At 35.9% G+C, this 23397-nt stretch carries 25 protein-coding genes; 4 read left to right on the forward strand and 21 right to left on the reverse strand.

Annotation, left to right across the window (positions count from 1 at the left end):
* The 5 genes from J0M08_06700 to umuD form a co-directional block, all read right to left on the reverse strand.
* Positions 1–438, reverse strand: a 438-nt coding sequence (locus J0M08_06700; GenBank protein ID MBN8702734.1) for a restriction endonuclease, incomplete at its 3' end; no start/stop codon positions are given.
* A 5-nt stretch (positions 439–443) separates the two neighbouring features.
* Positions 444–962, reverse strand: coding sequence for a hypothetical protein (locus J0M08_06705; GenBank protein MBN8702735.1), 519 nt, complete (start codon positions 960–962; stop codon positions 444–446).
* On the reverse strand, positions 959–1420 hold the full coding sequence (locus tag J0M08_06710) for an N-acetyltransferase (GenBank protein MBN8702736.1): 462 nt from the start codon (positions 1418–1420) through the stop codon (positions 959–961). Before J0M08_06710 ends, J0M08_06705 begins: the two co-directional genes overlap by 4 nt.
* Positions 1421–1485: 65 nt before the next feature.
* The gene (locus J0M08_06715) at positions 1486–2760 is read right to left on the reverse strand and encodes a Y-family DNA polymerase (protein MBN8702737.1); all 1275 of its coding nucleotides are present in this window, start codon (positions 2758–2760) and stop codon (positions 1486–1488) included.
* The gene (gene umuD, locus J0M08_06720; protein MBN8702738.1) at positions 2757–3212 is read right to left on the reverse strand and encodes a translesion error-prone DNA polymerase V autoproteolytic subunit; all 456 of its coding nucleotides are present in this window, start codon (positions 3210–3212) and stop codon (positions 2757–2759) included. The genes J0M08_06715 and umuD overlap by 4 nt, the downstream gene beginning before the upstream one ends.
* An 88-nt stretch (positions 3213–3300) precedes the next feature.
* Between umuD and J0M08_06725 the strand changes: the two genes are divergently transcribed.
* Positions 3301–4056, forward strand: a complete 756-nt coding sequence (locus J0M08_06725) for a S1/P1 nuclease (protein ID MBN8702739.1) — start codon at positions 3301–3303, stop codon at positions 4054–4056.
* Positions 4057–4176: 120 nt separating this feature from the next.
* Here J0M08_06725 and J0M08_06730 read toward each other — a convergent pair whose 3' ends face one another.
* Genes J0M08_06730 through J0M08_06745 form a run of 4 tightly spaced genes read right to left on the reverse strand, consistent with a single transcriptional unit; the run spans position 4177 to position 6997 of the window.
* Complete coding sequence (locus J0M08_06730) at positions 4177–5106, reverse strand: putative phage abortive infection protein (protein ID MBN8702740.1); 930 nt, start codon at positions 5104–5106, stop codon at positions 4177–4179.
* A 14-nt stretch (positions 5107–5120) separates the two neighbouring features.
* Entirely contained in the window at positions 5121–5645 is a 525-nt protein-coding gene (locus J0M08_06735; protein MBN8702741.1) for a hypothetical protein, read from the reverse strand.
* A gap of 25 nt (positions 5646–5670) precedes the next feature.
* Positions 5671–6399 carry a hypothetical protein gene (locus tag J0M08_06740; protein ID MBN8702742.1) on the reverse strand — a complete coding sequence of 243 codons (729 nt, stop codon included), beginning with the start codon at positions 6397–6399 and terminating at the stop codon, positions 5671–5673.
* A gap of 25 nt (positions 6400–6424) precedes the next feature.
* Entirely contained in the window at positions 6425–6997 is a 573-nt protein-coding gene (locus J0M08_06745) for a hypothetical protein (protein MBN8702743.1), read from the reverse strand.
* A 109-nt stretch (positions 6998–7106) separates the two neighbouring features.
* Here J0M08_06745 and J0M08_06750 point away from each other — a divergent pair, with 109 nt between their 5' ends.
* On the forward strand, positions 7107–7832 hold the full coding sequence (locus J0M08_06750; protein ID MBN8702744.1) for an SOS response-associated peptidase: 726 nt from the start codon (positions 7107–7109) through the stop codon (positions 7830–7832).
* 209 nt (positions 7833–8041) lie between these two features.
* Here the strand turns inward: J0M08_06750 and J0M08_06755 are convergent, their stop codons facing one another.
* From J0M08_06755 to J0M08_06805, 11 genes are all read right to left on the reverse strand, one after another.
* A complete protein-coding gene (locus J0M08_06755) occupies positions 8042–8716 on the reverse strand; it encodes a PKD domain-containing protein (GenBank protein MBN8702745.1) in 675 nt (224 codons plus the stop codon).
* Positions 8716–11490 carry a T9SS type A sorting domain-containing protein gene (locus J0M08_06760; protein ID MBN8702746.1) on the reverse strand — a complete coding sequence of 925 codons (2775 nt, stop codon included), beginning with the start codon at positions 11488–11490 and terminating at the stop codon, positions 8716–8718. Before J0M08_06760 ends, J0M08_06755 begins: the two co-directional genes overlap by 1 nt.
* A gap of 1 nt (position 11491) precedes the next feature.
* Positions 11492–12022, reverse strand: a complete 531-nt coding sequence (locus J0M08_06765) for a hypothetical protein (protein ID MBN8702747.1) — start codon at positions 12020–12022, stop codon at positions 11492–11494.
* Positions 12023–12025: 3 nt separating this feature from the next.
* Positions 12026–12880: a hypothetical protein gene (locus J0M08_06770; GenBank protein ID MBN8702748.1), complete on the reverse strand. Its 855-nt coding sequence runs from the start codon at positions 12878–12880 to the stop codon at positions 12026–12028.
* A 1-nt stretch (position 12881) separates the two neighbouring features.
* Positions 12882–13862 (reverse strand): conjugative transposon protein TraM, encoded by a 981-nt coding sequence (gene traM / locus J0M08_06775; GenBank protein MBN8702749.1) that lies wholly within the window; start codon positions 13860–13862, stop codon positions 12882–12884.
* Between the two features lie 3 nt (positions 13863–13865).
* Positions 13866–14690: a DUF4138 domain-containing protein gene (locus tag J0M08_06780; GenBank protein ID MBN8702750.1), complete on the reverse strand. Its 825-nt coding sequence runs from the start codon at positions 14688–14690 to the stop codon at positions 13866–13868.
* Positions 14690–15316 carry a hypothetical protein gene (locus tag J0M08_06785; protein ID MBN8702751.1) on the reverse strand — a complete coding sequence of 209 codons (627 nt, stop codon included), beginning with the start codon at positions 15314–15316 and terminating at the stop codon, positions 14690–14692. The genes J0M08_06780 and J0M08_06785 overlap by 1 nt, the downstream gene beginning before the upstream one ends.
* Before the next feature lie 7 nt (positions 15317–15323).
* Positions 15324–16361 carry a hypothetical protein gene (locus tag J0M08_06790; protein ID MBN8702752.1) on the reverse strand — a complete coding sequence of 346 codons (1038 nt, stop codon included), beginning with the start codon at positions 16359–16361 and terminating at the stop codon, positions 15324–15326.
* Positions 16362–18794: a TraG family conjugative transposon ATPase gene (locus J0M08_06795; protein ID MBN8702753.1), complete on the reverse strand. Its 2433-nt coding sequence runs from the start codon at positions 18792–18794 to the stop codon at positions 16362–16364. It lies immediately after the preceding gene.
* Positions 18795–19095: 301 nt separating this feature from the next.
* Complete coding sequence (locus J0M08_06800; protein ID MBN8702754.1) at positions 19096–19410, reverse strand: hypothetical protein; 315 nt, start codon at positions 19408–19410, stop codon at positions 19096–19098.
* 15 nt (positions 19411–19425) lie between these two features.
* Positions 19426–19974, reverse strand: coding sequence for a hypothetical protein (locus tag J0M08_06805; GenBank protein MBN8702755.1), 549 nt, complete (start codon positions 19972–19974; stop codon positions 19426–19428).
* A gap of 88 nt (positions 19975–20062) precedes the next feature.
* Here J0M08_06805 and J0M08_06810 point away from each other — a divergent pair, with 88 nt between their 5' ends.
* The gene (locus tag J0M08_06810; protein ID MBN8702756.1) at positions 20063–20299 is read left to right on the forward strand and encodes a hypothetical protein; all 237 of its coding nucleotides are present in this window, start codon (positions 20063–20065) and stop codon (positions 20297–20299) included.
* On the forward strand, positions 20296–21750 hold the full coding sequence (locus J0M08_06815; protein MBN8702757.1) for a toprim domain-containing protein: 1455 nt from the start codon (positions 20296–20298) through the stop codon (positions 21748–21750). Before J0M08_06810 ends, J0M08_06815 begins: the two co-directional genes overlap by 4 nt.
* A gap of 154 nt (positions 21751–21904) precedes the next feature.
* Here J0M08_06815 and J0M08_06820 read toward each other — a convergent pair whose 3' ends face one another.
* The gene (locus tag J0M08_06820; GenBank protein ID MBN8702758.1) at positions 21905–23296 is read right to left on the reverse strand and encodes a T9SS type A sorting domain-containing protein; all 1392 of its coding nucleotides are present in this window, start codon (positions 23294–23296) and stop codon (positions 21905–21907) included.
* Positions 23297–23397: the final 101 nt, after the last annotated feature.

A 23397-nucleotide genomic window follows, 5' to 3' on the forward strand; every position in this document is an offset into this window, starting at 1 on the left:
TCTCATGAATAGTTTATCCATTGTAGGATTACCAACTATTTGCGATTCTATGCATTCATTATCAAATATTTTGAATGGTAGTTTGTTCTTTGATCGCTCTTGATTTAGATTTAAACTGGTATGCGCAATAGTGGAGTATAGTCCCATAAATCCGTCGCAATCCCATGACTCAACCCTATCTCTAATGTTTGGTTCATCATTTAGTGTGACCGACTTTTTTGATTTTGCATTGTGCTTGCAACTTACAAGCCAAAGTATCTCACCCTTATCCGTTTTTTCTAATACTTTTAAATCTATTCCTCCATCAGGGCCCCTGGAGGGGCCTACTAAAACTTTAAACCCAAGATTTTCCAAAAAATCTCGGGAAAATTTTTCAAAAGAATCCCTATCTTTTGAATGACCTCGAGGACTTGGAATCTCTGTAAAGTCTATTATCATTGATTTTAAATCGCTAATCTTTTTCGAACATGCTTACTTTCCTCTTGTACAAATTTGCGGTTGGAAAGGAATGCAAACTCATTTTCTTTCTCTAAAACTTTATACCAAGTTATAGCGGGAATTGTTTTATTGGAATGTGTTTCTAAGCGAACAATCAAACTTTCAGTTGGCTTTCTGGTTTGCCCTAAAATTCTACTAGTTAGGGTTTCGTTTACCCCAAGTTCATGAGCCAATACCCTATTACTGATTCCTAATAGCTCCGTATATTGGTTCAAAAAATAAGCAAATGACTTTGTGGAACGATACGAAGGATTATTTATATAATCTTCCATTACAAATTTTAATTGAAGCAAATCGGCAATTGTTTTTTCCTTTTCTGAAATCCCTCTTCTGAGCTCCTTTCTAGCTTCGTTTAATTGCTTAGTGGCTTCCCCTTTTTCTTTTAATGAAAGTTTATTTCTAAACACAAAAGAATCGGAGAGCTCTTTTTTACTGTATTTGTTTTTCAATTTTTCGATCTTCATGATAAATATTCTTTAATAATATTTGTAAGGAACCTACCCTCTAAAAACACTTGTCTGCCAGCATCAAGCATTTGGTATTTGTTTATATAATGAGCCTTTAATTCTGTTTTGGGCGTTAGAGAAACACATGCTTCGTGTCCAAATAATTTTATCGCCTCCCTGGATGCATAGGCAATCAGAGCGCCGGCTATTCCCTTATACTTTTGCTTTCTTCCTCTGTTTTCCTTTGAAACAGAAAGCAAATTAATTTCAATTCGCTTTTCTTTTTTTATAACGATCAAAGAAATTAACCCCAAAATTTCTTCAGAATTTAACTTTGTAAGTTTAAATACGCTTCTCTTTTTCTCCGTTTCCCAGTTAAAAAAGAACTTGGATTTACTTATTAGTTTATAGTCTATACCTTCAACAGGCTTAATTTCAACTACAATCTTTTGACCCTTTTGGTCTTTGATGTACATATACAAATATACAAAAACTTTCCAAAATTGGCAAGTTTTATTTAATCTATTCCTCCCTTTAACTTTTACCCAATTACAATCCTAGGAAACTCTGCTATTCGTGTGGTAAACCGTTGAGATAATTTTTCTTGCTTCAACCTAAATCTTTTTTGAACTCCTTGTATTGCGCACTTAATTGTTTCCCTGCCCATTATCTTATTTATTTTGTCAACAGCCTTCATAAGTTTAGAGCTTCGTTCCCGATTTATGGTGTCGAATAAATTATATTGAAGGGATGTTTCCGGCTCCAATGCCGTTACAAATACACCTACTCTTTTATAGGCATACCCAGGACGGTATATTTTATTAAACCCAATCATTGCGTAATGCACGATTTCTCGCATATCATTACTTGCAATTTTTAAGTTCATTGTTTTCCCATTGTAATAGTGTGGTTTATCTTTTTGAAAAGGATCTGTTTGAATAAAAACAGAAATAATATTACAAACCGATTTTTGTTTACGAAGCTTTTCGCTGATCTCTGTTGCATATGCAGCCATCATACTTTCTAGTTCTCCGTATTCCGATATACACTTTCCAAATCCCCTGGCAATCCCAATTCCTTTTTTGGGGTCTGGTTTTTCTTCAAGTGGAATGCAGGATATACCATTAAGCTCTCTTAGCAGCCTTTCCCCCACAACCCCCATTTGTCTTCTTACCCAAGAGCTTTCTAATTTTGAAAATTGATACGCTGTTTTTACTCCGAAGTAATTTAATTTTTTACTTAGCTGCCTTCCAATTCCCCAAACATCTTCCACCGGTGTTTCTTTTAATACGGCTTCTATTTGTTCAGGGGTTTCTAATTGCAATACACCATTTGCAGTGATTGATTTCTTGGCTTTCTTATTAGCTAATTTTGCTAACACTTTAGTTGGAGCAATACCAATACTTACCGGAATGCGAGTATGTTTGATTACTGTCTTTCTAATTTTTTGTGCATACTTGATTAGGTCGAATTTTTCGAATCCATTAAGGAGTAAAAAGGATTCGTCTATGGAATATACTTCCATGTTGGGTGTAAAATTCCTTAATGTATTCATTACCCTGTTTGATATATCTCCATATAAAGCGTAGTTGGAGGAGAATACCCGAATGTTTTTTTTCTCAATCAAATCCTTTATTTCAAAAGCGGGTACGCCCATTTCTACACCGAGGGCTTTTGCCTCATTGCTTCTTGCCACGACACAGCCATCATTGTTTGAAAGAACTACAATGGGTTTACCTTCAAGCTTAGGGTTAAAAGCACGTTCGCAGGAAGCATAAAAATTATTACAATCAACTAATGCAAAAACGGGTTTCATTTCCTAAAGGTGTGAATGGTATTAGTAATAATTCCATGAATTTTAAAATTCATGTTTTCTGTGATTTCAATAGGTTTAAATTTTTCGTTGCGTGGTTTTAAGTATAATTTGCCTGAAGAAACATGAATTTGTTTTAATGTAAATTCTCCATCAATAACACCAACCACGATATCTCCATTGTGAGGCTCTAAAGAATAATCGCATATTACTAGATCTCCATCCAAAATACCGGCTTCTATCATGGAAGCGCCTTCAACCCAAAAGCAATAGGTTGAAGAAGGATTTTTAAATAAGAAGTCGTGTAGGTTAATTGGGTCATCCAAAAAGCTTTCTGCCGGAGAAGGAAACCCGGCAGGCACCTTACTACTAAGAATTGGTATACTTATTTTTTTTAGTTCCAAACCATTTATTGGTGTAATTTTTAATCCTTGTGTAGGCTCAATTTTTTCCATATTTTAAAAATACTACAATTTGTAGTATTAGTTTGCTATAAAATGTAGTAATCAAAATTTAACCCCAATAATGTTTACTTTTGTTTATATGATTCGCTTACGAGTTTTACAAATTTTATTTTTCCTCACCCCTACCCTATTTCTTCCCCATCGCCTATTTGCTTGGGGAGCGGAGGGACATAAGATGACGGTGCAGGTAGCTAAACATTTTTTAAATCCGGGCGTTGAAGATTCCGTGAATAAATATTTAGGTACCATGAGTTGGGAAGAAGCATCGGTTTGGATGGATGAAATGAGGAGTAATTCCACTTACGATTATATGAAGCCATGGCATTACGCTAATGAAGAAAAAGGGAAAAATTATGAAAAGCAGAAAGGAGAAAATATCGTAAATAAGTTGGAGGAGGTAATTTCAGAGTTAAAGAAGAAGCCAAGTAAAACCGATTTGCTTATCTTATTTCATTTGATGGGAGACATTCATCAACCCTTGCATTGTGGGTATGCAGAGGACAAGGGAGGCAACACAGTTCAATTACAATTTTTTGGGAAGGGAACGAATCTGCATAAAGTGTGGGATTCGGAAATTATTGAAAAGGGCAAAGTAACAACCGAGGGTTGTATTAAAGCACTAAAGATAAAAAGCAAGGAGGATATATCTTTTTATACCAACGGAGGTGCAGCATATTGGTTCAATGATAGCCGAAGGAATTTAGAATTGGCTTATGACTTACCAAACCCGACCGAAAGTCAGAAGTATCTGGAACTCAACAAACCATTTGTGGAATTATCTATCGGAAAAGGAGGCCTTCAATTGGCGCAGGTTTTGAATGAAATTTTTAAATAGCGATTTCTGTTTATGGTTGGCTAAATATCATTGGGGATCGTGCAAAGATTATTGGCATAATCTGATGAATCCTTTTTGAAGCCTTTGGAACCAATTAGTCTTTATGTTTTAGAGAAAATATTAGCTCCTTCCGTATGCTTCAGGTTTATATGATGATAAGATGTCGGTTAGATGGAGTTTATTTTCAGGTAAATTTTTTAGTAAAGAATACTGTTCTACCAACGGTTTAAATTTTTCCGATCCATTTATACTTAAACAATTATAGAATAGCCATAATAGTTCATAATCTGAAAGTTGAGCCCTTACCATTGAAGTATATTTATATCGAATCTTGTAATTTTCCTCTTCCCATCCTTTCAGTGAATTAAAACCTTCCAATTCATTTTCTGTTGGAATATAATCTATTGAAACAAATTCTGTGTTATGGACAAACTTTATTATTCGATATAGATTTCTAAAATAGTGACCAAAATCCATTTGAACTACTGGGTAGTAACTCATATAGGTTATATCAATTTGGGATGTTCTATTTTTATTAAGGTGCTTAAACAATTGATCGAATCTCGCCTCAAATACATCGCGACCTTTAATTGTGATAGATTCCTGGCTCGAACTTAAAGCCATTTTTAATCCAGGTTTGTTTTGAGATGTATAATAGTATATGTTATTTACAATTTGATGGTGCAATTCCAAAAGGCTGAAAAATGTATTTTCAAATCGTTGGAGTCTTAATGTTTCATTTTGGATTTTAAATTCCTTTCTAGTTTGCCTTAATTCCTTTCTTTGAAGTTCCAACTCCTTTCTTTGAAGCAAGATGGTTAAAATAATTCCCCCAAATGCTAAGCCGGAGAATAATGCATTAATTGATCCAAACATATCACCAAAGGTTCCTCTATTTGCCCTTTCCTTTAAAACAAATAGGGTGAAGAACCAGGCTGCAATTATTAGAATTGAAATAATTATACTAGGGATATAAATTGATTGATCTTTTCTAAATTTCTTATACAAATTGTTCAAGAATTTTTTAGACGGTTTCTTATCAGTTTGCATTAGCTTCTTAAATATTAAATGCTACACCCCGTTTTTTTTACTGCAATCTCTTTGCTGAAGGGGTAAATAATGCTCTTTGAACCAAATATTTTTGTTTGTTCTTCGGACAACCAAATGTTTTCATCTAGTTTTTTACACTCTATATCTTCCTTTATATAGAAGTACCAATATAATTTTCCTTTTTTATTTTTCGCTCCTATGAATTGATGGATTATGTCATTTGATAAAGCAACATATTCAGATTTAATTTCACCTTTAAATCGCGCAACTGTCATATTCGTAAACTTGGCAACTTTCCATTCGGGGAGATTGGTTTGTTCATCTATTTCTCCGTATAAAACATTGATTTCTCCGTTTCTGGTGTCTTCATAATTTAGTACAGGAAAGTTGAACTCAAATTCAACAAAGTTCACATGCTTATATACCTTATCTTCATTTAGTAACTTCCATTCCTCATAGTAACCCTTGCTATCTTTTATATCTTTAGCAGTCCAATACCATTCTGGATTTCGGACCTTTATACAAATTTTAACTTCCATTTATTATTTCCTTTGGTCTTATTTACTATAATAGTCTGAGCGGTGAGCCCAAATACTGGTTTTCTTTTTGGTTTAACTTACTTATTGGTGAATTGAAATCTTGCCAAAGAGCAACTACTCCATTTTGATCAAAGCCCTTTGAGAATGTATCTAAATCTTCAATAGCATAACCAATAATTTTTCTATCGTAATCTTTGCAATTTATATCATTTTCGCAATATTTTTGGATTCTAGCTCGAGCAATTGTGTATGAATGCGTCTTTGTCGATAGTACTATAATGCAGCTCTTTCTAATGTTCTTATTTTTAGAGATTCTATCAAGCTGAATCTTAAATGTAAAAATACATTTTGTTTTTCTCCATTTCTCTCTTTCTAGATCGATAAGATTAATTGCATTTTTAATTTCAGAAATGGAAATCTCGTCTATTATCGGATTCTGTTGTAGTTTTATAAAGTCGGATACCTTAGCTGTAACTCTGAAAAAATCTTTACTAAATGGCATTTCAACATACTTAAAGGGTTTAAGTATAGTAATTAATTGTTTTCTATTATCTCTTCTAATTTCAGCTTGTTTAAGTTTATCACTTTTAATTAACTGTATATTATCATTCCTTTTGTTTTTAAATCCCTTAAAAGTAATTATTGCAACTGCTACTTGATTCTCTAGTACTATTGATTTCCTTTTAGGTTTCCAGTTTCTTAAATCAATTTTATTACTTTGCTTTCTGGTCTTTCTCAATTCTATTTTTCCCATGTTTTCTATTTTTTCGATCTATTTCTTATGACTTAGTTGAATAATTGTCGAGTGGGATGTCCTTATTAATTCGTTTGTCTACCATGAATAGTATACGGTCTGATTTGTGAAATGGTATTTTAAATTGTTTACAAACTTCTGTTAAGTCTTTTAAATATTGAAGATAAAGGTCAACCATTTCGTTTAGGTTCGTGTCGTTAAGATGTGTCTTTAGAATCAGTTTTTTATCCTTGTAAATTATTCTATAAACTCGTTGGTCAATAATTTGATAAATATTCTTGTTTTTAAATCTCAAAATTGTCGAAGCCATTGGAAGTTGTATTCCTTTTATATTAATAAGTATCTTGACTATTCTTCTTGTCTTTTCAATATCAAGTACTTTTGAGTTTGGGTCTATTTCGTTGAGCAATTTCAAGGTTTCACCGTCAACATTCGCATAGCGGTTAATTTTCCATAATACGATTTCATTAATTATTTGTTGGTCAAACAATTCTGTAGTCGTGTCAAGTTTTGCAGTTAAGTCTTTCTGATACTCGAACTCTTCGTCTGCTGGAACTATCCGAAAACCTTTGTCAAATACCGTTTTGTGTATCGTCATAAAATTTGTGCAAATCTATGTGTAAGAAGATAATATTATTTTGGATCCAAATATATTCTATTCTATTCGTAAATAGTACTTTTGGATACGAGTTCCTAACAATTTAACCATGTGCTACCACTACACTCTAGTAAACACCGAAAAGGAATTAATAGAACATTACGATTTAGGAAATATTTCTGTAGGGTGGGAACCAATATATCATATCAATGCTTTTAGTTTTCCAAAACTGCCTGTTGTATTGGATTCAAAACCGAAGGAGCTTAGTTTGCTCAATTGGGGACTGATTCCTTTTTGGGTGAAGGATATGGAGACAGCAAAAAAATTGAGGATAAATACCTTGAATGCCCGCATTGAAACTGCATTTGAGAAACCAAGCTTTCGGGATGCAATTAAGAGAAGAAGATGTTTAGTTCCTGCGAGTGGGTTTTTTGAGTGGAGAGAATTTAATAAGAAGAAATATCCCTACTTTATTTCTTTGAAACAAGCGCCTATTTTTTCGTTTGCAGGAATACATGATTCTTGGGTTGATAAATCCACAGGAGAAATAGTAAATACGTTTTCAATTTGTACAACGGAAGCCAATCCTTTAATGGCAAAAATCCATAACTCCAAATTGCGCATGCCTGTAATTCTGCATAGGGAATTAGAGAAAACATGGTTGGATGCGAGTATTAGTAAAGAAGATATTTTGAAATTCAGCGACCCGTTTGCAGAGGAGCAAATGAAAGCACATACCATTTCTAAATTGATAACTTCGCGTGATCAAAATTCCAATATCCCTGAAATTATGGATGAAGTGCAGTTTCCTGAATTAAATATTAATCCTAATTAAGTTTATATTGCTCCCTGAATAAATCACTTATAATGAAAAAAAACATCTTTCAACTTCTAGCTAAAATTAATAAGCTGGTTTTACCAAAATATTATAAGCGTGATTTAACAAAATTGAAGACTTGGGAAAAAGCAATTATTGGGTATAAATATTGGGTTACGTTACATTGCTTGGATTAAGCAAAGTTACATTTCTATTTTTAAAAGAGACTATGGAATAACCGCAGTAGTATTTATCCAAACCGAAGTGCTATTATCATTGTCCTTCACTTGAAGGGAAATTGGATAGGTTCCTGCGCTTGGGAAAATATATTTGATGGATGGGTTGGGTGTAACAACAGTGTAACTGCTTCCCACTTTAAAAGTGTATTCTACTATCCCACCTCCAAAACGAACATCAGGGTCAAATGAAAACTGCCCATTTAAAATATATTCTCGAGGATCTAGAATTCCAAGTATAAAATAATTCAGAGAAGCAATAGGATTTTTATTTACAAAACTCTCAAAGTTGATTCGAGCCGGAGATGCTTCAACACCATATTTATCGACTGCTGTAATAACCGCATCGTAGTTTCCTAATTGAAAACCAAAGAAGGTAATTTTTGATTGAGAATAGTCAATAGAGTAACTGATGGCTGTGGTTGGAAATTCAACAATGGGTTCAATTTTTTCATCCTCATCGCTTATCTTAAAAAAGTAACTTGCAGAATTTACCTTTGTGGTTTTAATCGAGTCTCTTCTAGTGGCAGAAAAAGTGTAAAAAAACGAATCAGCCGGAGCCACTTGTACTTCCGGAGTTTTGTTTAGGGTTTCTCCAAAATCCTTTCGCTTATCGCAAGAGATGAAAACTAGTAGAGTAAACAGAAATAATAAATATTTTTTCATTAGTGAATGAGTATTGTTTTTGCAAAGTTTTTAGTAGGAGTTGTAAGTTGTAGATAATACATACCTCTGGCAAATTGATCGAGTGCAAGTGTATTTTCCCCAGAGGTTAAATCGAGTTCTAAAATAAGTTGTCCCATGGAATTTGTAAGCGTTAAATGGCTCATTTCAAAAAGGCCATTAATGGTGAGCGCAGTGGTTGCAGGATTTGGGTACAATTGGATGTTAGCACTGCTTTCATCAATTCCCAAATAAGGATTCACAAAAATTAAGTTTGGCTTTAGAATGGAATCCATACACCCTGTGCTTGAAGTAACAATTAGTTGCACCGAAAACGTTCCAGGGATATTGTAATAGTGCCAAGGATTTTGGTTATAGGAAATACCCCCATCTCCAAAATTCCAGTTGGATGAAGCAATGCCTTGGGATGTATTGATAAATTGAATAGGGTCCCCGGCATTGAGCTGGGTGGGGGAAACAGAAAAACCGGCAATGGGCTTCTCCAGTAAAATTGTGATGGTGTCTGCAAGTGATCGGCAGCCATTCGCCTTTTGAAGTACCACTTGAAATGAATCATTGGAAACCATAGAAGGAATAAGAAATGGGTTTCCTTGATGAACCAATTGGCTAGTGGATTGCGAATACCAATAGGAGGCAAGTACTCCTGCATTGCTTACACTAAGGGTAATTGTACTACCAAAACAAGTAGGATTAGGATTACTAATAATGGGTGTTGGCACTACATCAGGAACAACAGTAGTGGAATCTAACGTGCTTTGACATACTAAGGAAGAATAGGAGTATCCTTGGGAAATCCCCCCCGGCATAGAATCGCGCGTAGAAAGAAACATCTTTACAGGTGCTGAAATGTTAGAGATTGTAAATAAATCGGATCCACTACTTACTTGATTTTTTAAAGAATCATACCAAAGCGAATAGTAAATGGGAAATGGGTTTGTGGCTGTATCCCTAATAGCTGAGAGTGTTAAGGTGTCCCGCAAACAAACAATGGAAGGAGTTACAATGGTTGGTTTTTGGGGTGTTGCAATTGGCGAAATAAATACCGGCATCCGTTGAGAGGAACAAAGACCATTGTTGGATTCTACATAGATGGGCGAATTTGTTGTAGATACTACGGCAGTGGTGTGAAATATACCCGTATCAATTAGACTCCCTCCGGAGGGAACGGAATACCAATTGTAATTGAGCGAAGTGTTGACGGAATCAATTTGTAAAAGTTTTGGTTTCCCTGTACATGCGTAGGGAACCCATAAGTTGAATATTTGCCCGGCATTTTTTATAACAGGCCATCGGGGAGCAGAACACAGTGTTAGGTTCCAAATATCTTTCATTCCACGTAAGCTTTGTGTTTTGTCGCCACCTACTCCACCGCTTGAACTCCCTGTCAAATAAAAACCTCTGGAAGTTTTAAATACCGAAGAGCCGAAATCATCCCCTGAAGAACCATAGGTTCGGTCGTCTAATTTTACCAGTGAAGTACCTAATTGTACATTTAATTGCCAAAAATCAAATCCCCCCTTTGCGTTTTGCGATTTGTCAAAACTTGCATTTGCATCAGTTGAAGTTAGCAAATGAAAAACTTGATTTGCCGTATCAATAGCAAAAGAGGAATACTTCAAAGTGCCATTTACTCCAAACGAAAAATCACTGTCGTAGCTTAGGTTTGTGTTGAGTCTGTGTACCACTAAATCTTTTTGTCCATTATTGCAACGAGCAGGACTTTGTCTTACTATCTGTGAACCCCATGCATAGGAAGAACCAACACTGTTGGCAGCCATGTTTATGGTTGTACTGTTATAGGGATACATCGTACTTACCACATACACTTTGTTATTGAAATAGATGATATCTTCAAAAAAGGATTCACGGTAGTTATTGAATAAATATCTTTGCGATTGGAGTGAAGACATGCCTGCATCTAAACTAATAACCGTTGAAATATAGGTTCTATCATATAAGTAACTGGGGTAATTTCCTGCTGTCCAATTTTCCATCGTCAGCGTAAGCCCAATTACATAATCTCCTGTGGGAATTTGAATTATTTTACCACCGTAAAATTTTTCAAAAGTTGAATTAGTGTAATAGCTAGTATAAAAACTGTAAACAACCCCTGATGTGTTTGCAAGTAAATTTGAATTGAAGTTGATTGCCACAATCATGGTTTCATTATTTGCGCCAAGTGTATAGTTACTCGCAAGTAAAAGTGCAGCAAATTGACCATTAGAAAGCAATCTAAAATCATACACTTCCTCGGGTCGAATTGGATTCAATCCGGCATTGTAGAAGGACACAACATTTGGCAAGCAAATATTATCTTGGGATATTATCATCCCATTTAAATCTATTTTGAAGTAATACATTTCTTTGCTGTAGGGCGAACAAGAAACTGGATCAGTCTTAACCCCACTGATTGGAGAATCAGAAAGACCAATCAAATAGAAATCATTTCCATCAACAATTACTTTTTTAAGTACATCATCCCCACTGCCTCCATAACATTTATCAAAAATCTTATTTCCGTTTTTATCGTACTTAATGAACACAAAATCCGTGTTGCCATACTGTGTGGTGATATCAAGACTTATAGCAGAATAGGAAATATTCCCAAATACATATACATTCCCTGCGCTGTCGACATAGTTGAAAATTGGTGCATCGTCATTCTGTCCACCAAAGGTTTTGTCCCATACCTTGCTTTGGCTGAGTGCCGCTAGCTGTAGGAAAACAGAAAGGATGGTAAGTAGTATTCTTTGCATATTAAAATGTATATCTTATGGTTCCACCCAATTGCCAATTCAATTCACCTAATTTGGAATTCAAAATATAATTTTGGTCTGCTTTTAAAACGACTCCAAGCCGTTTTGAAAACAAAATTTCAATCGTACAATTAACCAATCCTCCATAATAGAAAACGGATTCATCAATTTTTAAATACTCGTTTGTATAAGATTCCACTCCTGTTTTTAAACCCCCACCAAAGTTTAGGAATACGACCTCTTCTGCATTTCCAAGTGTTCGGTTGTAAACCAGCCTTGCTCCATAATTAGTGAATTTGGTGAGTCCTATTTTTCCTATTTCTGAATTTAGTCCCATATCAAATACATCTTTATTTGTTTTGTAGTAGATATAGGAAATAGCGGGTCCGCTTCCGTGCTTAGTAAAATTATATCCTGCATCAATAGCATGCTGTCCCATAATATGTTTCAAGGAAACACTATTTGTTTGAGCCTCTTGCGCAAAGAGAGGAACGCTGAGTAAAGCGAAAATTAGGTGTACAAAATTCTTCATGAATTAATTGTGTAGGGACATTTGCTTAATCTGTGAATTAATTCTCATCTCTCTAACCATTGCCATAGACTCTTCGGTTGGTGTGGTAGCTTCTTTTAACAATTGGGCAGACCGCTCTTCCAGTTCTGCTGCTTTTATTTGAAGATTCAAAACCTTGTCCATCATTTCCATACGTTGCCCGGGATCTAATGCGATTGCGCTTTCGATATTGATGGCAACATTTAACTCTTTTGCCACTTTTATTAATTCATCCGAAATGGCTTTGTATTGAATGGCTAGATTCATTTTCATTTTTTGGTTTTGCGCATCGGCAACCATGGAAGTCTTAGTTGCCTCTTCTAAATAACTATTTAAAGAATTAATTTTGGTTTGCACCGAACGGACATTTTCTCTAGGGTTATCCAAGGTAGCGCTATAACTACTTGCAACTCCCGAATAGGAATTTTCGTAAATCTCAGAATTATCAAGTTTTAAAAATGCTGATTCAAAGGTGCTGGCAATATCCATAAACTTATTGGCCATAAATACTTGACGACCTTCTTTTAAACTCATTACCCGATCGAGTATTGCACCAATATTGTTGAGTCTTAAATTTTTTATATCCCCAACTTCTTTCAATCGCTCCTCGATGGTTAGAGCCATATCTCTCAATTCTACAATTTGCTCCTTCGTGCGTACAGCTACATCATAGTGCTCCTTCATCTTTTTAAATTGGTCCACGGCATTCCATAGTGATTGGGCTTGCAATTTTATCATCACTTTATTTTGCCCTTCTTGAATAGGATCACTAGTAATCACTTGCCCAGGCAAGGTGATTGTTGTTGCAAGTAAAAATGTGAGTAGGTATAAATTCTTCATCTTAATTTTTTTCAGTTGTTAAAAATATCTTATAGCCGTCTTCTAAGGAAAGGCTTTGCGAATTCTTTGAATAATTTTTTCCTTCTTGTATAACCTTTTCGGTTACATCCTTCACGACTGCCCCATACCTTCCTACGGTAGGAATGTTCACATCGGAAGAAGTATTCTTGACAGATTCATCAACAGGAGCTTTATAGTATATCCCTGCTATTCTATCGTTGTCGATAACAGAAAGGGCAATTGGAAATTCTCCAAAATTACATTTAATGCGATTAATCTTTATATAGACCCTGTTGTCTGAAAAATTTGCTTGACCATACAGAATGGAATTCTTAGGAAAGAAGTTTCCTTTATAGGTTATGGCTTCCAAAAGTCGAATAGTTGCTGCACCGTTAGGACTTATTTTTTGATCCCCGTAAATTTCTCCTTGAGAAAATAGCTCCTTTTCTGGTACTGGTTCCATTTTTTCAGTACCGCTTTTCTTCACTGTCCCAAAAGGATTTTTGGTAGTTGGTGCGCTTTTCTCGTTTTCTTGGAGAGAGGTGATAGGGGGAGTTTCGGTAGTTGAATTTTGCTGCTTCTCCCTATTCTTTAAAAACTCAGATTCAAAACCTAAATTAGTTGGGTCACTTGTTTTGCTAAAAGAAGACTGCGACTCATAGGTGGTTGAAGTGCTTCTTTCACTTCCACTTGGATTCCTGCCATCCGTTCCCATTTCGGCAGTTTTTGAAAACAAGGAATTATAATTGGGTGTTAAATATTTATCGCTGTACGCATCACTTTCTTTTCTTCGCTTTTCTTCTTCTATCTGCTGTATTTTTGAAACTTCCTTTTCTTTTTGAGGGTCGTAATTTAAGTTGATTGGTTCTAGCTCCGTAACCTTTTCTTTTGCATTCTTATTTATCAGTCTTACCACAATAAAAAGCACGAGCAATCCACCCAGGGAAAATGTAAGAATGTTCGTTAACTTTTTATTATTCATGATTTAAAATTGAGGTGCTTTTTGAATGATGGATCCTTCCACTTTTATTTTCAATACCCTATTGCCGGAGGCCTCTCTTACAAGTACCATCAAATAGCCATTATTGGAGAGCGCATAGGATTTGATAACAAAGGGAATGGCAACGGTTTGCCCACTTTCAATTTCTTTTACTTTATTTTCATTGATTGGAAATTCATCGCGAGGAACTTTCTTTCTTTTTTTTCCTACTCCTTTTTTCTGGTCTTCAAAATATTGGAACGAAATAAAATCTACCTTATAAGGAATAGAACTTTTGTTTTTCACTACTAATTTTAAGTACGTATACTCCTTGTCATTTCTGATCACAGGAATAGAAGTTTCTAAAAATTTAGAAACAGAACCCAGGGTGTGCATCTCATTTTTAGTAGCTAGTAGGGTTTCAATTTTAGCTGTTAGGTCAAGTGGATTCTTTTTTTCCGAAGAGTTCGCTGCTTCTATGCCCTTGGTGTTTTTTTCTTCCCCACCGCCATTTAATTTCGTAAAGTCATAGTAGTTTTTATTGTTTCTTTCAAGCCCTAATAAAATTCCAAAATGAAAATTCTTACCAATTTTTACCAAAATCGTAGTTGGTTCCACCGATGGTTTTAAGGCCTTTACAAAAATCGCGCTTTCCTCAATCTGAGCCACATAATTATCAGGGTTCCCAACATCCACCAATTCTACTTTATCGTAAAAAATAAGATAGGAGGTGTTTTTGGAATCACAATAAATGGTATCAATCTGCTTATTGTTTTGTGACAAAAGCAGGTGACTAACAAGCGAAAGTAGGACGATGACTATTCTTTTCATTAGTTGATACTGTCTTGTGGAGTTCTAATGGAAGAGGAAACAGCATATTCAATAAAATTGAAATTGGTAATTAGAAGTCCAAATGGGTTCTTTTCACTGCGACTGTCTTCTACAATTTCCATAATAGCACCATAGGGAATATCCTTAGAATATCCTGCCCAATAGATTCCCTGTTTTAGGTAAGCCTTTACTTTATATGGTCTAGCAGACATATCCACTCGGATAGAATCAAAGGTTACTTTGGTATGTGCATTTTCTCTTTTGTACAAATCGTAAAATCCACCTCGTTGCATCTGGTCATAAATACGTTTCCCATTTTCGTTATCAATTAATGAAAGAGCCTGATTCATGTTTTGGGTATAGGTATATTGGTCTCCTTCCAATAAATCTTGCATAAAAAGGCGAACGTGATTTTTAATTTCAAAATCATAACGCATGCCTAGCTCATTTCTTTTTGCTAGAAATGTTCCTGCATCAGATACCACATAAATTTTCTCTCCGTTTTCAGAGGTGGCTTTTATATAAAGTCCTGCAAAAACTAGGCAAGTGATGAATGCCAGTGCGATGGTAATAACCACGATGTTTTTCATGGTCTTGATGGTTTTTAAAAAGTCTGTTGTTTCCATTCTTATATTATCCTCCTTGATTTGTTTTTATTTGATTACGGATAGCGGAAAAATTTTGTTTGAGTGCATTTACTCCTTCTCCTGCTGCTTTACCTAGTGATTTTTCTCCCTTTAATACTTGGGCGGTTCTAGATAGACCCCCTTTGTCTGCCATGGAGCCCATTGCTGAAGTTGTGCCTCTAATGGCTTGCCCTGCCATAGGCGCAGCCCCCGAGGCCAATTGACCTGCGAACCTGCCCATGGATGTACCGCTCTGTGCAAACTTAGACATGAATTGACTTGCCATTCCTGACACGTATCTTCCAGTTAAGTAAGGTGCTGCTATGTAGCAAATACACATCCCAATATTCACTGCAAAAAATCCTTCCTTGTCGTTGGTGGATGCACAGTTTTCTAAATATTTATACAAAAGCAAATCCAACACGGCAAGTGTGATTGCCCAAAATGCTACCGAAAAATAATAACGAATGAAGTTCCCAATGTTTGACCCAAACCCGGGGAACATGGAGATTAGAACAGCCAAAGGACCTACTGCCAATAGAAATGCCATATACAATTCACGAATAGAATAGATAATTGAACGTGATACCAAGATGGTCAAATGCGTTACGCCAAGGATTAAATATTCTGTAAAATTATCGAACATGGATGGTTCACCGTATTTGGCTTTGTATTCCTGTTGAAATCCACTGTAAATTTCCGTTATAGATTTTCCACTGCTCCAATTCATAAATTTATGGTCAATGGCATCAGTGAAATAGTGAATGATTTCATTTATCCAGCCCATCACCTCAGAATAATTGGTTAGAAAAAGTAGCAGAAGGAATAATTTTCCCGAACTTAAAAAATCAAATTCTCTTTGTCCAGTAAGAATTTTTGTAGTAATGATAAAGAAATGCAAAAGCACAGCAAGACCAACTAGAGGTAAGGAGATGCGCTGTATATCCCCTGACGCACTTAGGGCGGCATTATAGAGGGCAGTAATGTTGGTAATTCCCCCATGGGTAGTATTCGCATTCGTGTATTGTAATAGAATGAAACTCATTTAGACAATCGCTTTGTTAAGTTTATCTTCTTCCCATTGCTTTACTGCAAATTCAATATTTCCCTTATAAAAACTCTTTAAGCGAACTAAATGATTTCTTTCCACAGGATTAGAAGTTACAACAGCATATTCGCTTGGTGGCGCTTCGATAACAAAAACAAAGGAAGTTCCTCCTTGCTTAATGAAAACTTCTCTGCAATCCGGATTCACACGAAGAGAATAGATTTTACCAAGATCTTCTTTGGTAAAGCCCAAGTGGATTCCTAACTCTTCTATCAATGTTTGGTCGGTATGATTTAAAATAATTTTAGTTTCCGCGTTATTGATGATGGCTTTTCCAATGGATGACTTGACAATCACATCTACATCTTGGGAAATAATGGTAATAGACCCATTGTTCTTTCTCACCGTTCGGTACATGTTTTGAACAAAATCTCCCATAGCATCGGATAGCATACTCCATGCTTCGTCCATGGTAAAGTATTTTACCTCGTCAGGGAATTTACGAATGGTATCTAAGGTAAGTTCAGTAAGGAGCATCGTCACAATTGGATACAATCGTATATCCTCCTTGATTCTAGCAAGGTCGAAACAAACAAGTGGGTAGGCTGAAATATCTAAAACCTCCTTACTATTTAAAAGTGCCTTGTATCTTCCTGTTACAAAAGGCTCCAAACAAATCGAAAGTTCAGAAATATCAAAGCGTGAAAACTTGTCGCTTAAGGAAGCATCGGACTTTAATTGACTTTTAAAGTCAACTAAAAACGCTGCAAAATGAGTCAGCGTTGGTATTTCAGAAGAGCTCGCTTCATGCTGGGTATAAAATCTTGGAATTAAATCTTGCATAAGACTCCATTCCACATTTGATAATTTAGTGCCGGATGGCTTCCAAAGCAAGGTCAATAATCCAATGATAAAACCAACCTTTTCATCCGTAACTCGGTATTTCCCATGAATCTTATCGGTAATAAAAGGATTAAATGAAATTGGATTTTCCGGGTTGTATTCAAAATACTTCCCTTCCAAAATATCCACTAAATTTTTATACGTTCCTCCAACATCGATAATGATTTGTCGCTGCTTACGTTCAAAGCGTTGCAAAATAAAGTGTCCCATTGTAAAGGATTTTCCAGAACCCGATGGTCCGATTACAATGGAGTTTTGGTTGTTGAGTTGTCTATCAAAAAGGTTGATGTAAACTAAATTCCTAAATCTATCGCACACATAATCCCCATCTCTTGCACTTAAAAATTCAGAGGTGAAATTCGCATAACAACTTGCCATGTCTATTCTCATTAATATCCATCGAAGACTATTGGATGCTCCAAAAGGTAAGCAAGAGAAAAACAGGTTAGCATTATCAAAAGTTTCTACCAGTGGTTTTGCTCCATAAAGAGAACGGAATGCATCGCATGTTTCTTGAATATTCTTTTCTCTTAACGTATCATTGGCAGTGAATAATACAACCTGAAACGAGACAGAACAAAGTTTACTTTGTTCTTTTCTTATTTGTAACGTAAACTCTTCTAACTCTTCCGCTTTGGCAATAGCACTTTGCCCACCTAACTTTTTTAGTGTATTGTTCTGTCTCTTCTGCGAATCTAAATTGCGCAATTCCTTTTCCGTATTATCTACATACCAACTGGTTACTGTGAGGTGAGGAAATTGCAAATAAATTCCAAAAGGCCATGTAAACGGAGAATCTATTCCTAAATGATTAGGCACCGAGTAAAATAATTCATCGCCTTGCTCTTGCAAAGAGATTATGTTTACCTTCTTCTCCCCTACTATTAAGGAGTTTTCATGATTGTAAAATCCTTTTTCCGGCCTGCTATTTTTATTTCTAAAGTCCACATTTAGAAATTGTCCATATACAATTTCTAATTCTTCTGCTGTTAGTTCTTTGTAAGAAACACTGGATGTTGAGGAAATGGTTTCGCAAAAACTTTTTGCATTGATTTTAATTTCTTCTACTCTCTTCTCAATGCCTTTAAAATCCTTCCCCAATAATTGGCTTCCTAGTGAAAAGGTGGTTGAAAAAGGGTTTCTCTTTTTGTTGGTAATATTGTTGCTGATAATAAATAAATAGCTCTCCTGTCTTAGAACCGCTCTTGAAGCAAAGTAGTTAAGTGTTTGTCTCTCAAAAAAGGTAGTTTCTTTCTTATCACTTCGTCCATTTGGATAATAGGCATTGTGAAACACATCCACCTTTTGGACGATGTAGTCTTGTGGCAATGCTCCAAGAGCAGCCTCATACATTTTACAAAAGTTCTCGTACTCACTTGCATGGAGAGATTCAAAATTCGCTCCTTGAATTAAAAACCCCTTCCCTACTCTTCCATCTTTTAAAATAACCACATCCTTCTCAATCCGGAGAATGGGAATGTGATCCTGTAAAGATTTTTCTTCACTCGCTATTTTTGAAAAAATCATTTCTTGATTTCAATTTTAAATTTGGAGGTCTCTAACTTTTTCGGTTGCTGAAATTTATAGGATAAAAAGCTCAAGAGGAACCCGGGGTATTTCTTGTTGGAAGACCTTTTTAAAATCAGGTACAGTCCCCAAAGGATAAAACCCATGATTACAAAGTAGGACAACCCTAGATTAAAGTTAAAGGAAGCCGATATGTTATACACTAAAAATATTAGCAGGAAAAATATGGCTAGAATTCTAAACTCATCTAATGGTAATCCTAAAATATAGCTTGGCTTTTCTATATTTTTTGGAACTTTCATTATACAGTTATAGGAACTCCAAAGAATTGAAGAATTTCATTGGCAAATATTGCCCAAGCTCCCCAAAGGATAATTCCAATTACCAAGGCAGCTATTTCTCCGGCTGCTTCTCTTTGTTGGAAAAACCATTTATACACCGCTCTCCCTGCTGCAATTACTACCATCAGGGCTAGCAATGCATTTACAACAGGCTTTACTTTTGTAGCGGTCAGACTTTGTATTTTTTGTGCTGTTTGTGCTGCTAAGTCTTGATTGCATAGTGCTACTAGAACCACGGTTAGGGTTAGCAACAAATTCAGATTTACTTTTTTCATTTTTGATAGTGTTAATTAAACAAACTTACTTCTCTTATATGCCCTACTGTATAGGGCGGTTTCTGCTTCAGGTAGAGGAGTTTCCTTTACAGGAATTTCCTCTTGGGTTAAGTTTGCTTCGGTGCCGGGTAAAGGCTCCGATTTTTCATGGGGCGCAAAGGTAGGGACTTGGGTTCTATTTTCAATGGGTGGACTAACTTTTTCTGCTAAAATACTTTTAGGCGAGGTTGCGATGGTTTTTTTAGCCGAATAGCTAACCTTTTGCAGAATCTTTGTTTCTACTCCTTTATTTTCTTCGGTCGGTTTGGCATTATCGGTAGGTTCGGAAGTCTTTGTGGTTGTTTTTAATGCAAAGGCATTTATGAGGTCAATAATCATGTAGGCAAATAGTAGGGTACATAAGACATCCAAAACTCCTATTTCATCCCCTGCTAAGAAGCTGATGATACCCTTGATATTAAGCAAGAGTGCCAGGGTCAGCAAAGAGGAAATTGCCACCACAAGCCCTTTTTTTTGATGTTGGAATAGTTTAAAAAGTATGTTTGATAAAAGGATTTTTTGCATGGAGCGGTAAAAGTATACTAAATATATAGTATAATAAAATTTTAGTAGATTTCTTTCGCGCACTCATTTCTTCCTATATTTGCCAAGGATGAGCACTACTATCTTAGATTATCAGAAAGCAAAGAAATTGGTCAAGGAGAAGCTGAAAGGGGAAAACCTATCCTCTTTTTGCAAGACCAATAAGATAAATTACCAGCAGTTGCAAAATTTGAAAGCGGATGATTTTCATTACAATACTACGATGAAGAAAGTGCTTTCTGCCTTGGGATATAAAGTAAGTAAAGTTGAAAAACTTACGTTTTTTCACGTAAAAAAATCTAAATGAAGACCAAACAAGAATTATTCGAAGAGATAGAAAAGCTCAAAGAGGTAAACCTTATTGATTTTGTTTGTCTTACACACGGTTTTAGACTGGATGAAGAAAGAACATCGAAAGAGAATGCCGATTCTAGGAATCCAAGGTATGTTTTTGTGGAGAACGAAATAGGTGACAAGCTGCTAATTTCACGAGTGGTTCAAGATGGTAAGCAGCAGTACCTATACAAGAACATTTATAACGATTTAGACAGAGGGAATATTTTTTCTTTTATTAAGTACCGCAGTGAAGCATTTTCTATTCCCATGGCAAAGAAGAAAATCTATGGCTTTGTGGAGAATTTGGAGAAAGGGCATTTTTCTTCGGTAGGTGTTTCCATTGAGTTAAAAAGTGATGAGGATAAGAAGAACACCGACAGAACCATTGCCGAAGTTCAACGCAAATACCAAGTGCTGCCTGAATTTTACCATCAAGAGTATTTAGGATCTCGGGGACTTTCGATGGAAATCTTGAACTCGCACTTGTGCAAGAATAGAATTAAAAATGAAATCATTTATGGACCAAAGATTTCTTCTACGCATAAGCCACCCGTAAAATATATAAATACCGTATTCCCTCTATTCGCAAGCGATGGCAATAAAACCTTTATATGTGGGTATGTAAGAAAGAACGAGAACTTAAAAGTTACTGCCACCGATAGTTTCCAATCCATAGGGATTTGGTCAAGTGATTATAAACGAAACGAACCGGTTACCCATTTAATTATTTCAGAAAATCCGATTGATTCTTTGTCCTATGTACAATTAAAGAAAATGGATTTGGCAACCTGCAATCCTGTTCTAGTTGCCAGTAATGGAGAGCTTTCCAAAACGCATATTGATTTATACCAAGAGATTATTACTAGGTTAGAACCTAAGGAAATTGTTCTAGCGAATGATAATAACAGTAAGGGGCAACAATTTAATGCAAAGATTCTTTCTCGAATTGCCCTGCCTGATGAGTATATGGATGAGTTGTATAAAAAGAATAATAAGCTTATCGTGGATTGTGATATTCATGCAGGATATAAGGATAGACAGCACGGAGAAGTTATTTGGAAATTCCAGCACAATAAAATTTTAGATAATCTTGGAAGAGAAGAGTATCTATTGGAACATATTCCGCAATTTCAGCGCGTTTGCAATGAGTACGAACGATTGAATAAGGAATTGTACTTAGTGAATGATGAAAAATATCCGTTTACTATAGAACGCACTTTTAATAAGTATGAAAGTGTTGTAAAAATATCTTTCGTAAATACGGTTGACAATTGGAAATCTATTAATGAAAGCTTGATGACCTTAAAGTTTGATCATTCAGAACATATTCGTTTAGAGGCAAGCAAAGGTGTTGATTGGAATGATGATTTAAAAGAACAGTTGGGTTTGGAGAAGATTCAAGCGATAAGAGAGAAAATCTAGTTTATTAGTAACTTTCTCCGGCTGTCGTTCTGCGAATGCTACGCGGTAGCACCCTTTCGGGCTTCCATCCGGGTTATTTTTCCCCACCGCTTCCTTTAAAGAAATTAGTTAAAAATTTTCAATTTATAGGGCATTTTTTAGCGATGAGAAATTTCTATTGCTTTAATAGCTTTTCAGCATAAAGAGCATTATTGGTAGAAATAAGTATCGTGTAAATTCCTACTGGCAGATTTATTAAATCAATTGTGTTATCCGCGGTTAAACTTTCGTACACCATTTGACCTTGGCTGTTTAGTATTTTTAAGGTTACTGGTTGTGCTGTGGTATAATCCAAAGTACAAATTCCATTACATGGGTTTGGATATACTTGAAACATCTTGGCCACCTCATTAGTATAAATACTGCTTGTTGCACCTTGAAAGGCTAAAGAATGAGACTCGCCGGTTGCAATGTGAGACCAGTTGGTTGCTGATCCAATTTGCGTTGGGATAATCTTACCCACAAGGGAGCCATCGCCTAATTGACCAAAAGTATTTTCTCCCCATGCCCACAAGGTTCCATCTGTTTTTATTGCAAGATTGTGGAAGTCATCCGCACAAATTTGCGACCAGTTGCCAGCCGTACCAATCTGTTTAGGGATAATCTGTTTCACTGTTGTGCCGTCTCCTAATTGACCAGATGCATTAATTCCCCACGCCCATAACGTACCATTGGTTTTTATAGCCAGGGTGTGGACGCCACCAGTAGCTATTTTCGACCAGTTGTTTGCAGTACCTATTTGTGTCGGGATAATTTTATTTAAGGTTGTGCCGTCTCCTACTTGCCCGAAAGAATTTTGTCCCCACCCCCATAGCGAGCTATCTGTTTTTATCGCCATGGAATGGTACCCACCCACAGCAATACTCGACCAGTTGTTTCCGGTGCCTACTTGCACGGGGACACTTTTACTTATAGTTGTGTTGTCTCCCAATTGTCCTACAAGATTTGCTCCCCATGCCCATAGCGTGCCATCGGTTTTAATTGCAAGAGTGTGCCCATATCCTGCAGCAATTTGCAACCAGTTAGTGTCTACTCCTATTTGTGTAGGAACAATTTTATCGAAAGTTGTGCCATCTCCTAATTGACCGGCATCATTCTTTCCCCATCCCCACAATGTACCATCGGTTTTAATTGCAAGTGAATGGTATACACCCACGGCAACACTCGACCAGTTATTAGCCATGCCTATTTGTGTAGGGATGGACCTGTTTACAGTAGTACTGTCTCCTAATTGAGATAAAAAGTTGGAACCCCATGCCCAAAGCGTACCATTGGTTTTTATTGCAAGAGTGTGGCTGCCCCCCGAAGCAACGTTTTTCCAGTTTGTAGATGTTCCTATTGAAGTGGGGGTGTTTTTGTTCACGTTTGTACCATCACCTAATTGATTATAAAAGTTACTTCCCCAAGCCCACAGCGTATTTTGGCTACTTAGCTGTAATGAAGAAACTAGGATAATTGTAAGTACTTTATACTCTAAAATCTTTTTCGATACAATTTTAAATTTCATTTAAATTTATTTGGATTACTACTAAAAGTATGAAAAAAGTCTTGCCCGGTCAATCTAGTTATTTTGCTTGTGATTTAGGTTAGTTTGTAAGCTGCCATATG

The sequence above is a fragment of the Bacteroidota bacterium genome (assembly GCA_017303975.1).
Classification (GTDB): domain Bacteria; phylum Bacteroidota; class Bacteroidia; order JAFLBG01; family JAFLBG01; genus JAFLBG01.

Bases quoted from the DNA above. Each gene is read 5' to 3' on its own strand.
- J0M08_06770 (MBN8702748.1), bottom strand. From the start codon at position 12,880: ATGAAGAATTTATACCTACTCACATTTTTACTTGCAACAACAATCACC.
- J0M08_06715 (MBN8702737.1), bottom strand. From the start codon at position 2,760: ATGAAACCCGTTTTTGCATTAGTTGATTGTAATAATTTTTATGCTTCC.
- J0M08_06810 (MBN8702756.1), top strand. From the start codon at position 20,063: ATGAGCACTACTATCTTAGATTATCAGAAAGCAAAGAAATTGGTCAAG.
- J0M08_06760 (MBN8702746.1), bottom strand. From the start codon at position 11,490: ATGCAAAGAATACTACTTACCATCCTTTCTGTTTTCCTACAGCTAGCG.
- J0M08_06730 (MBN8702740.1), bottom strand. From the start codon at position 5,106: ATGCAAACTGATAAGAAACCGTCTAAAAAATTCTTGAACAATTTGTAT.
- traM (MBN8702749.1), bottom strand. From the start codon at position 13,862: ATGAATAATAAAAAGTTAACGAACATTCTTACATTTTCCCTGGGTGGA.
- J0M08_06815 (MBN8702757.1), top strand. From the start codon at position 20,296: ATGAAGACCAAACAAGAATTATTCGAAGAGATAGAAAAGCTCAAAGAG.
- J0M08_06735 (MBN8702741.1), bottom strand. From the start codon at position 5,645: ATGGAAGTTAAAATTTGTATAAAGGTCCGAAATCCAGAATGGTATTGG.
- J0M08_06795 (MBN8702753.1), bottom strand. From the start codon at position 18,794: ATGATTTTTTCAAAAATAGCGAGTGAAGAAAAATCTTTACAGGATCAC.
- J0M08_06725 (MBN8702739.1), top strand. From the start codon at position 3,301: ATGATTCGCTTACGAGTTTTACAAATTTTATTTTTCCTCACCCCTACC.
- J0M08_06800 (MBN8702754.1), bottom strand. From the start codon at position 19,410: ATGAAAAAAGTAAATCTGAATTTGTTGCTAACCCTAACCGTGGTTCTA.
- J0M08_06765 (MBN8702747.1), bottom strand. From the start codon at position 12,022: ATGAAGAATTTTGTACACCTAATTTTCGCTTTACTCAGCGTTCCTCTC.
- J0M08_06805 (MBN8702755.1), bottom strand. From the start codon at position 19,974: ATGCAAAAAATCCTTTTATCAAACATACTTTTTAAACTATTCCAACAT.
- J0M08_06780 (MBN8702750.1), bottom strand. From the start codon at position 14,690: ATGAAAAGAATAGTCATCGTCCTACTTTCGCTTGTTAGTCACCTGCTT.
- J0M08_06745 (MBN8702743.1), bottom strand. From the start codon at position 6,997: ATGACGATACACAAAACGGTATTTGACAAAGGTTTTCGGATAGTTCCA.
- J0M08_06785 (MBN8702751.1), bottom strand. From the start codon at position 15,316: ATGGAAACAACAGACTTTTTAAAAACCATCAAGACCATGAAAAACATC.
- J0M08_06820 (MBN8702758.1), bottom strand. From the start codon at position 23,296: ATGAAATTTAAAATTGTATCGAAAAAGATTTTAGAGTATAAAGTACTT.
- J0M08_06710 (MBN8702736.1), bottom strand. From the start codon at position 1,420: ATGTACATCAAAGACCAAAAGGGTCAAAAGATTGTAGTTGAAATTAAG.
- umuD (MBN8702738.1), bottom strand. From the start codon at position 3,212: ATGGAAAAAATTGAGCCTACACAAGGATTAAAAATTACACCAATAAAT.
- J0M08_06740 (MBN8702742.1), bottom strand. From the start codon at position 6,399: ATGGGAAAAATAGAATTGAGAAAGACCAGAAAGCAAAGTAATAAAATT.
- J0M08_06790 (MBN8702752.1), bottom strand. From the start codon at position 16,361: ATGAGTTTCATTCTATTACAATACACGAATGCGAATACTACCCATGGG.
- J0M08_06705 (MBN8702735.1), bottom strand. From the start codon at position 962: ATGAAGATCGAAAAATTGAAAAACAAATACAGTAAAAAAGAGCTCTCC.
- J0M08_06750 (MBN8702744.1), top strand. From the start codon at position 7,107: ATGTGCTACCACTACACTCTAGTAAACACCGAAAAGGAATTAATAGAA.
- J0M08_06755 (MBN8702745.1), bottom strand. From the start codon at position 8,716: ATGAAAAAATATTTATTATTTCTGTTTACTCTACTAGTTTTCATCTCT.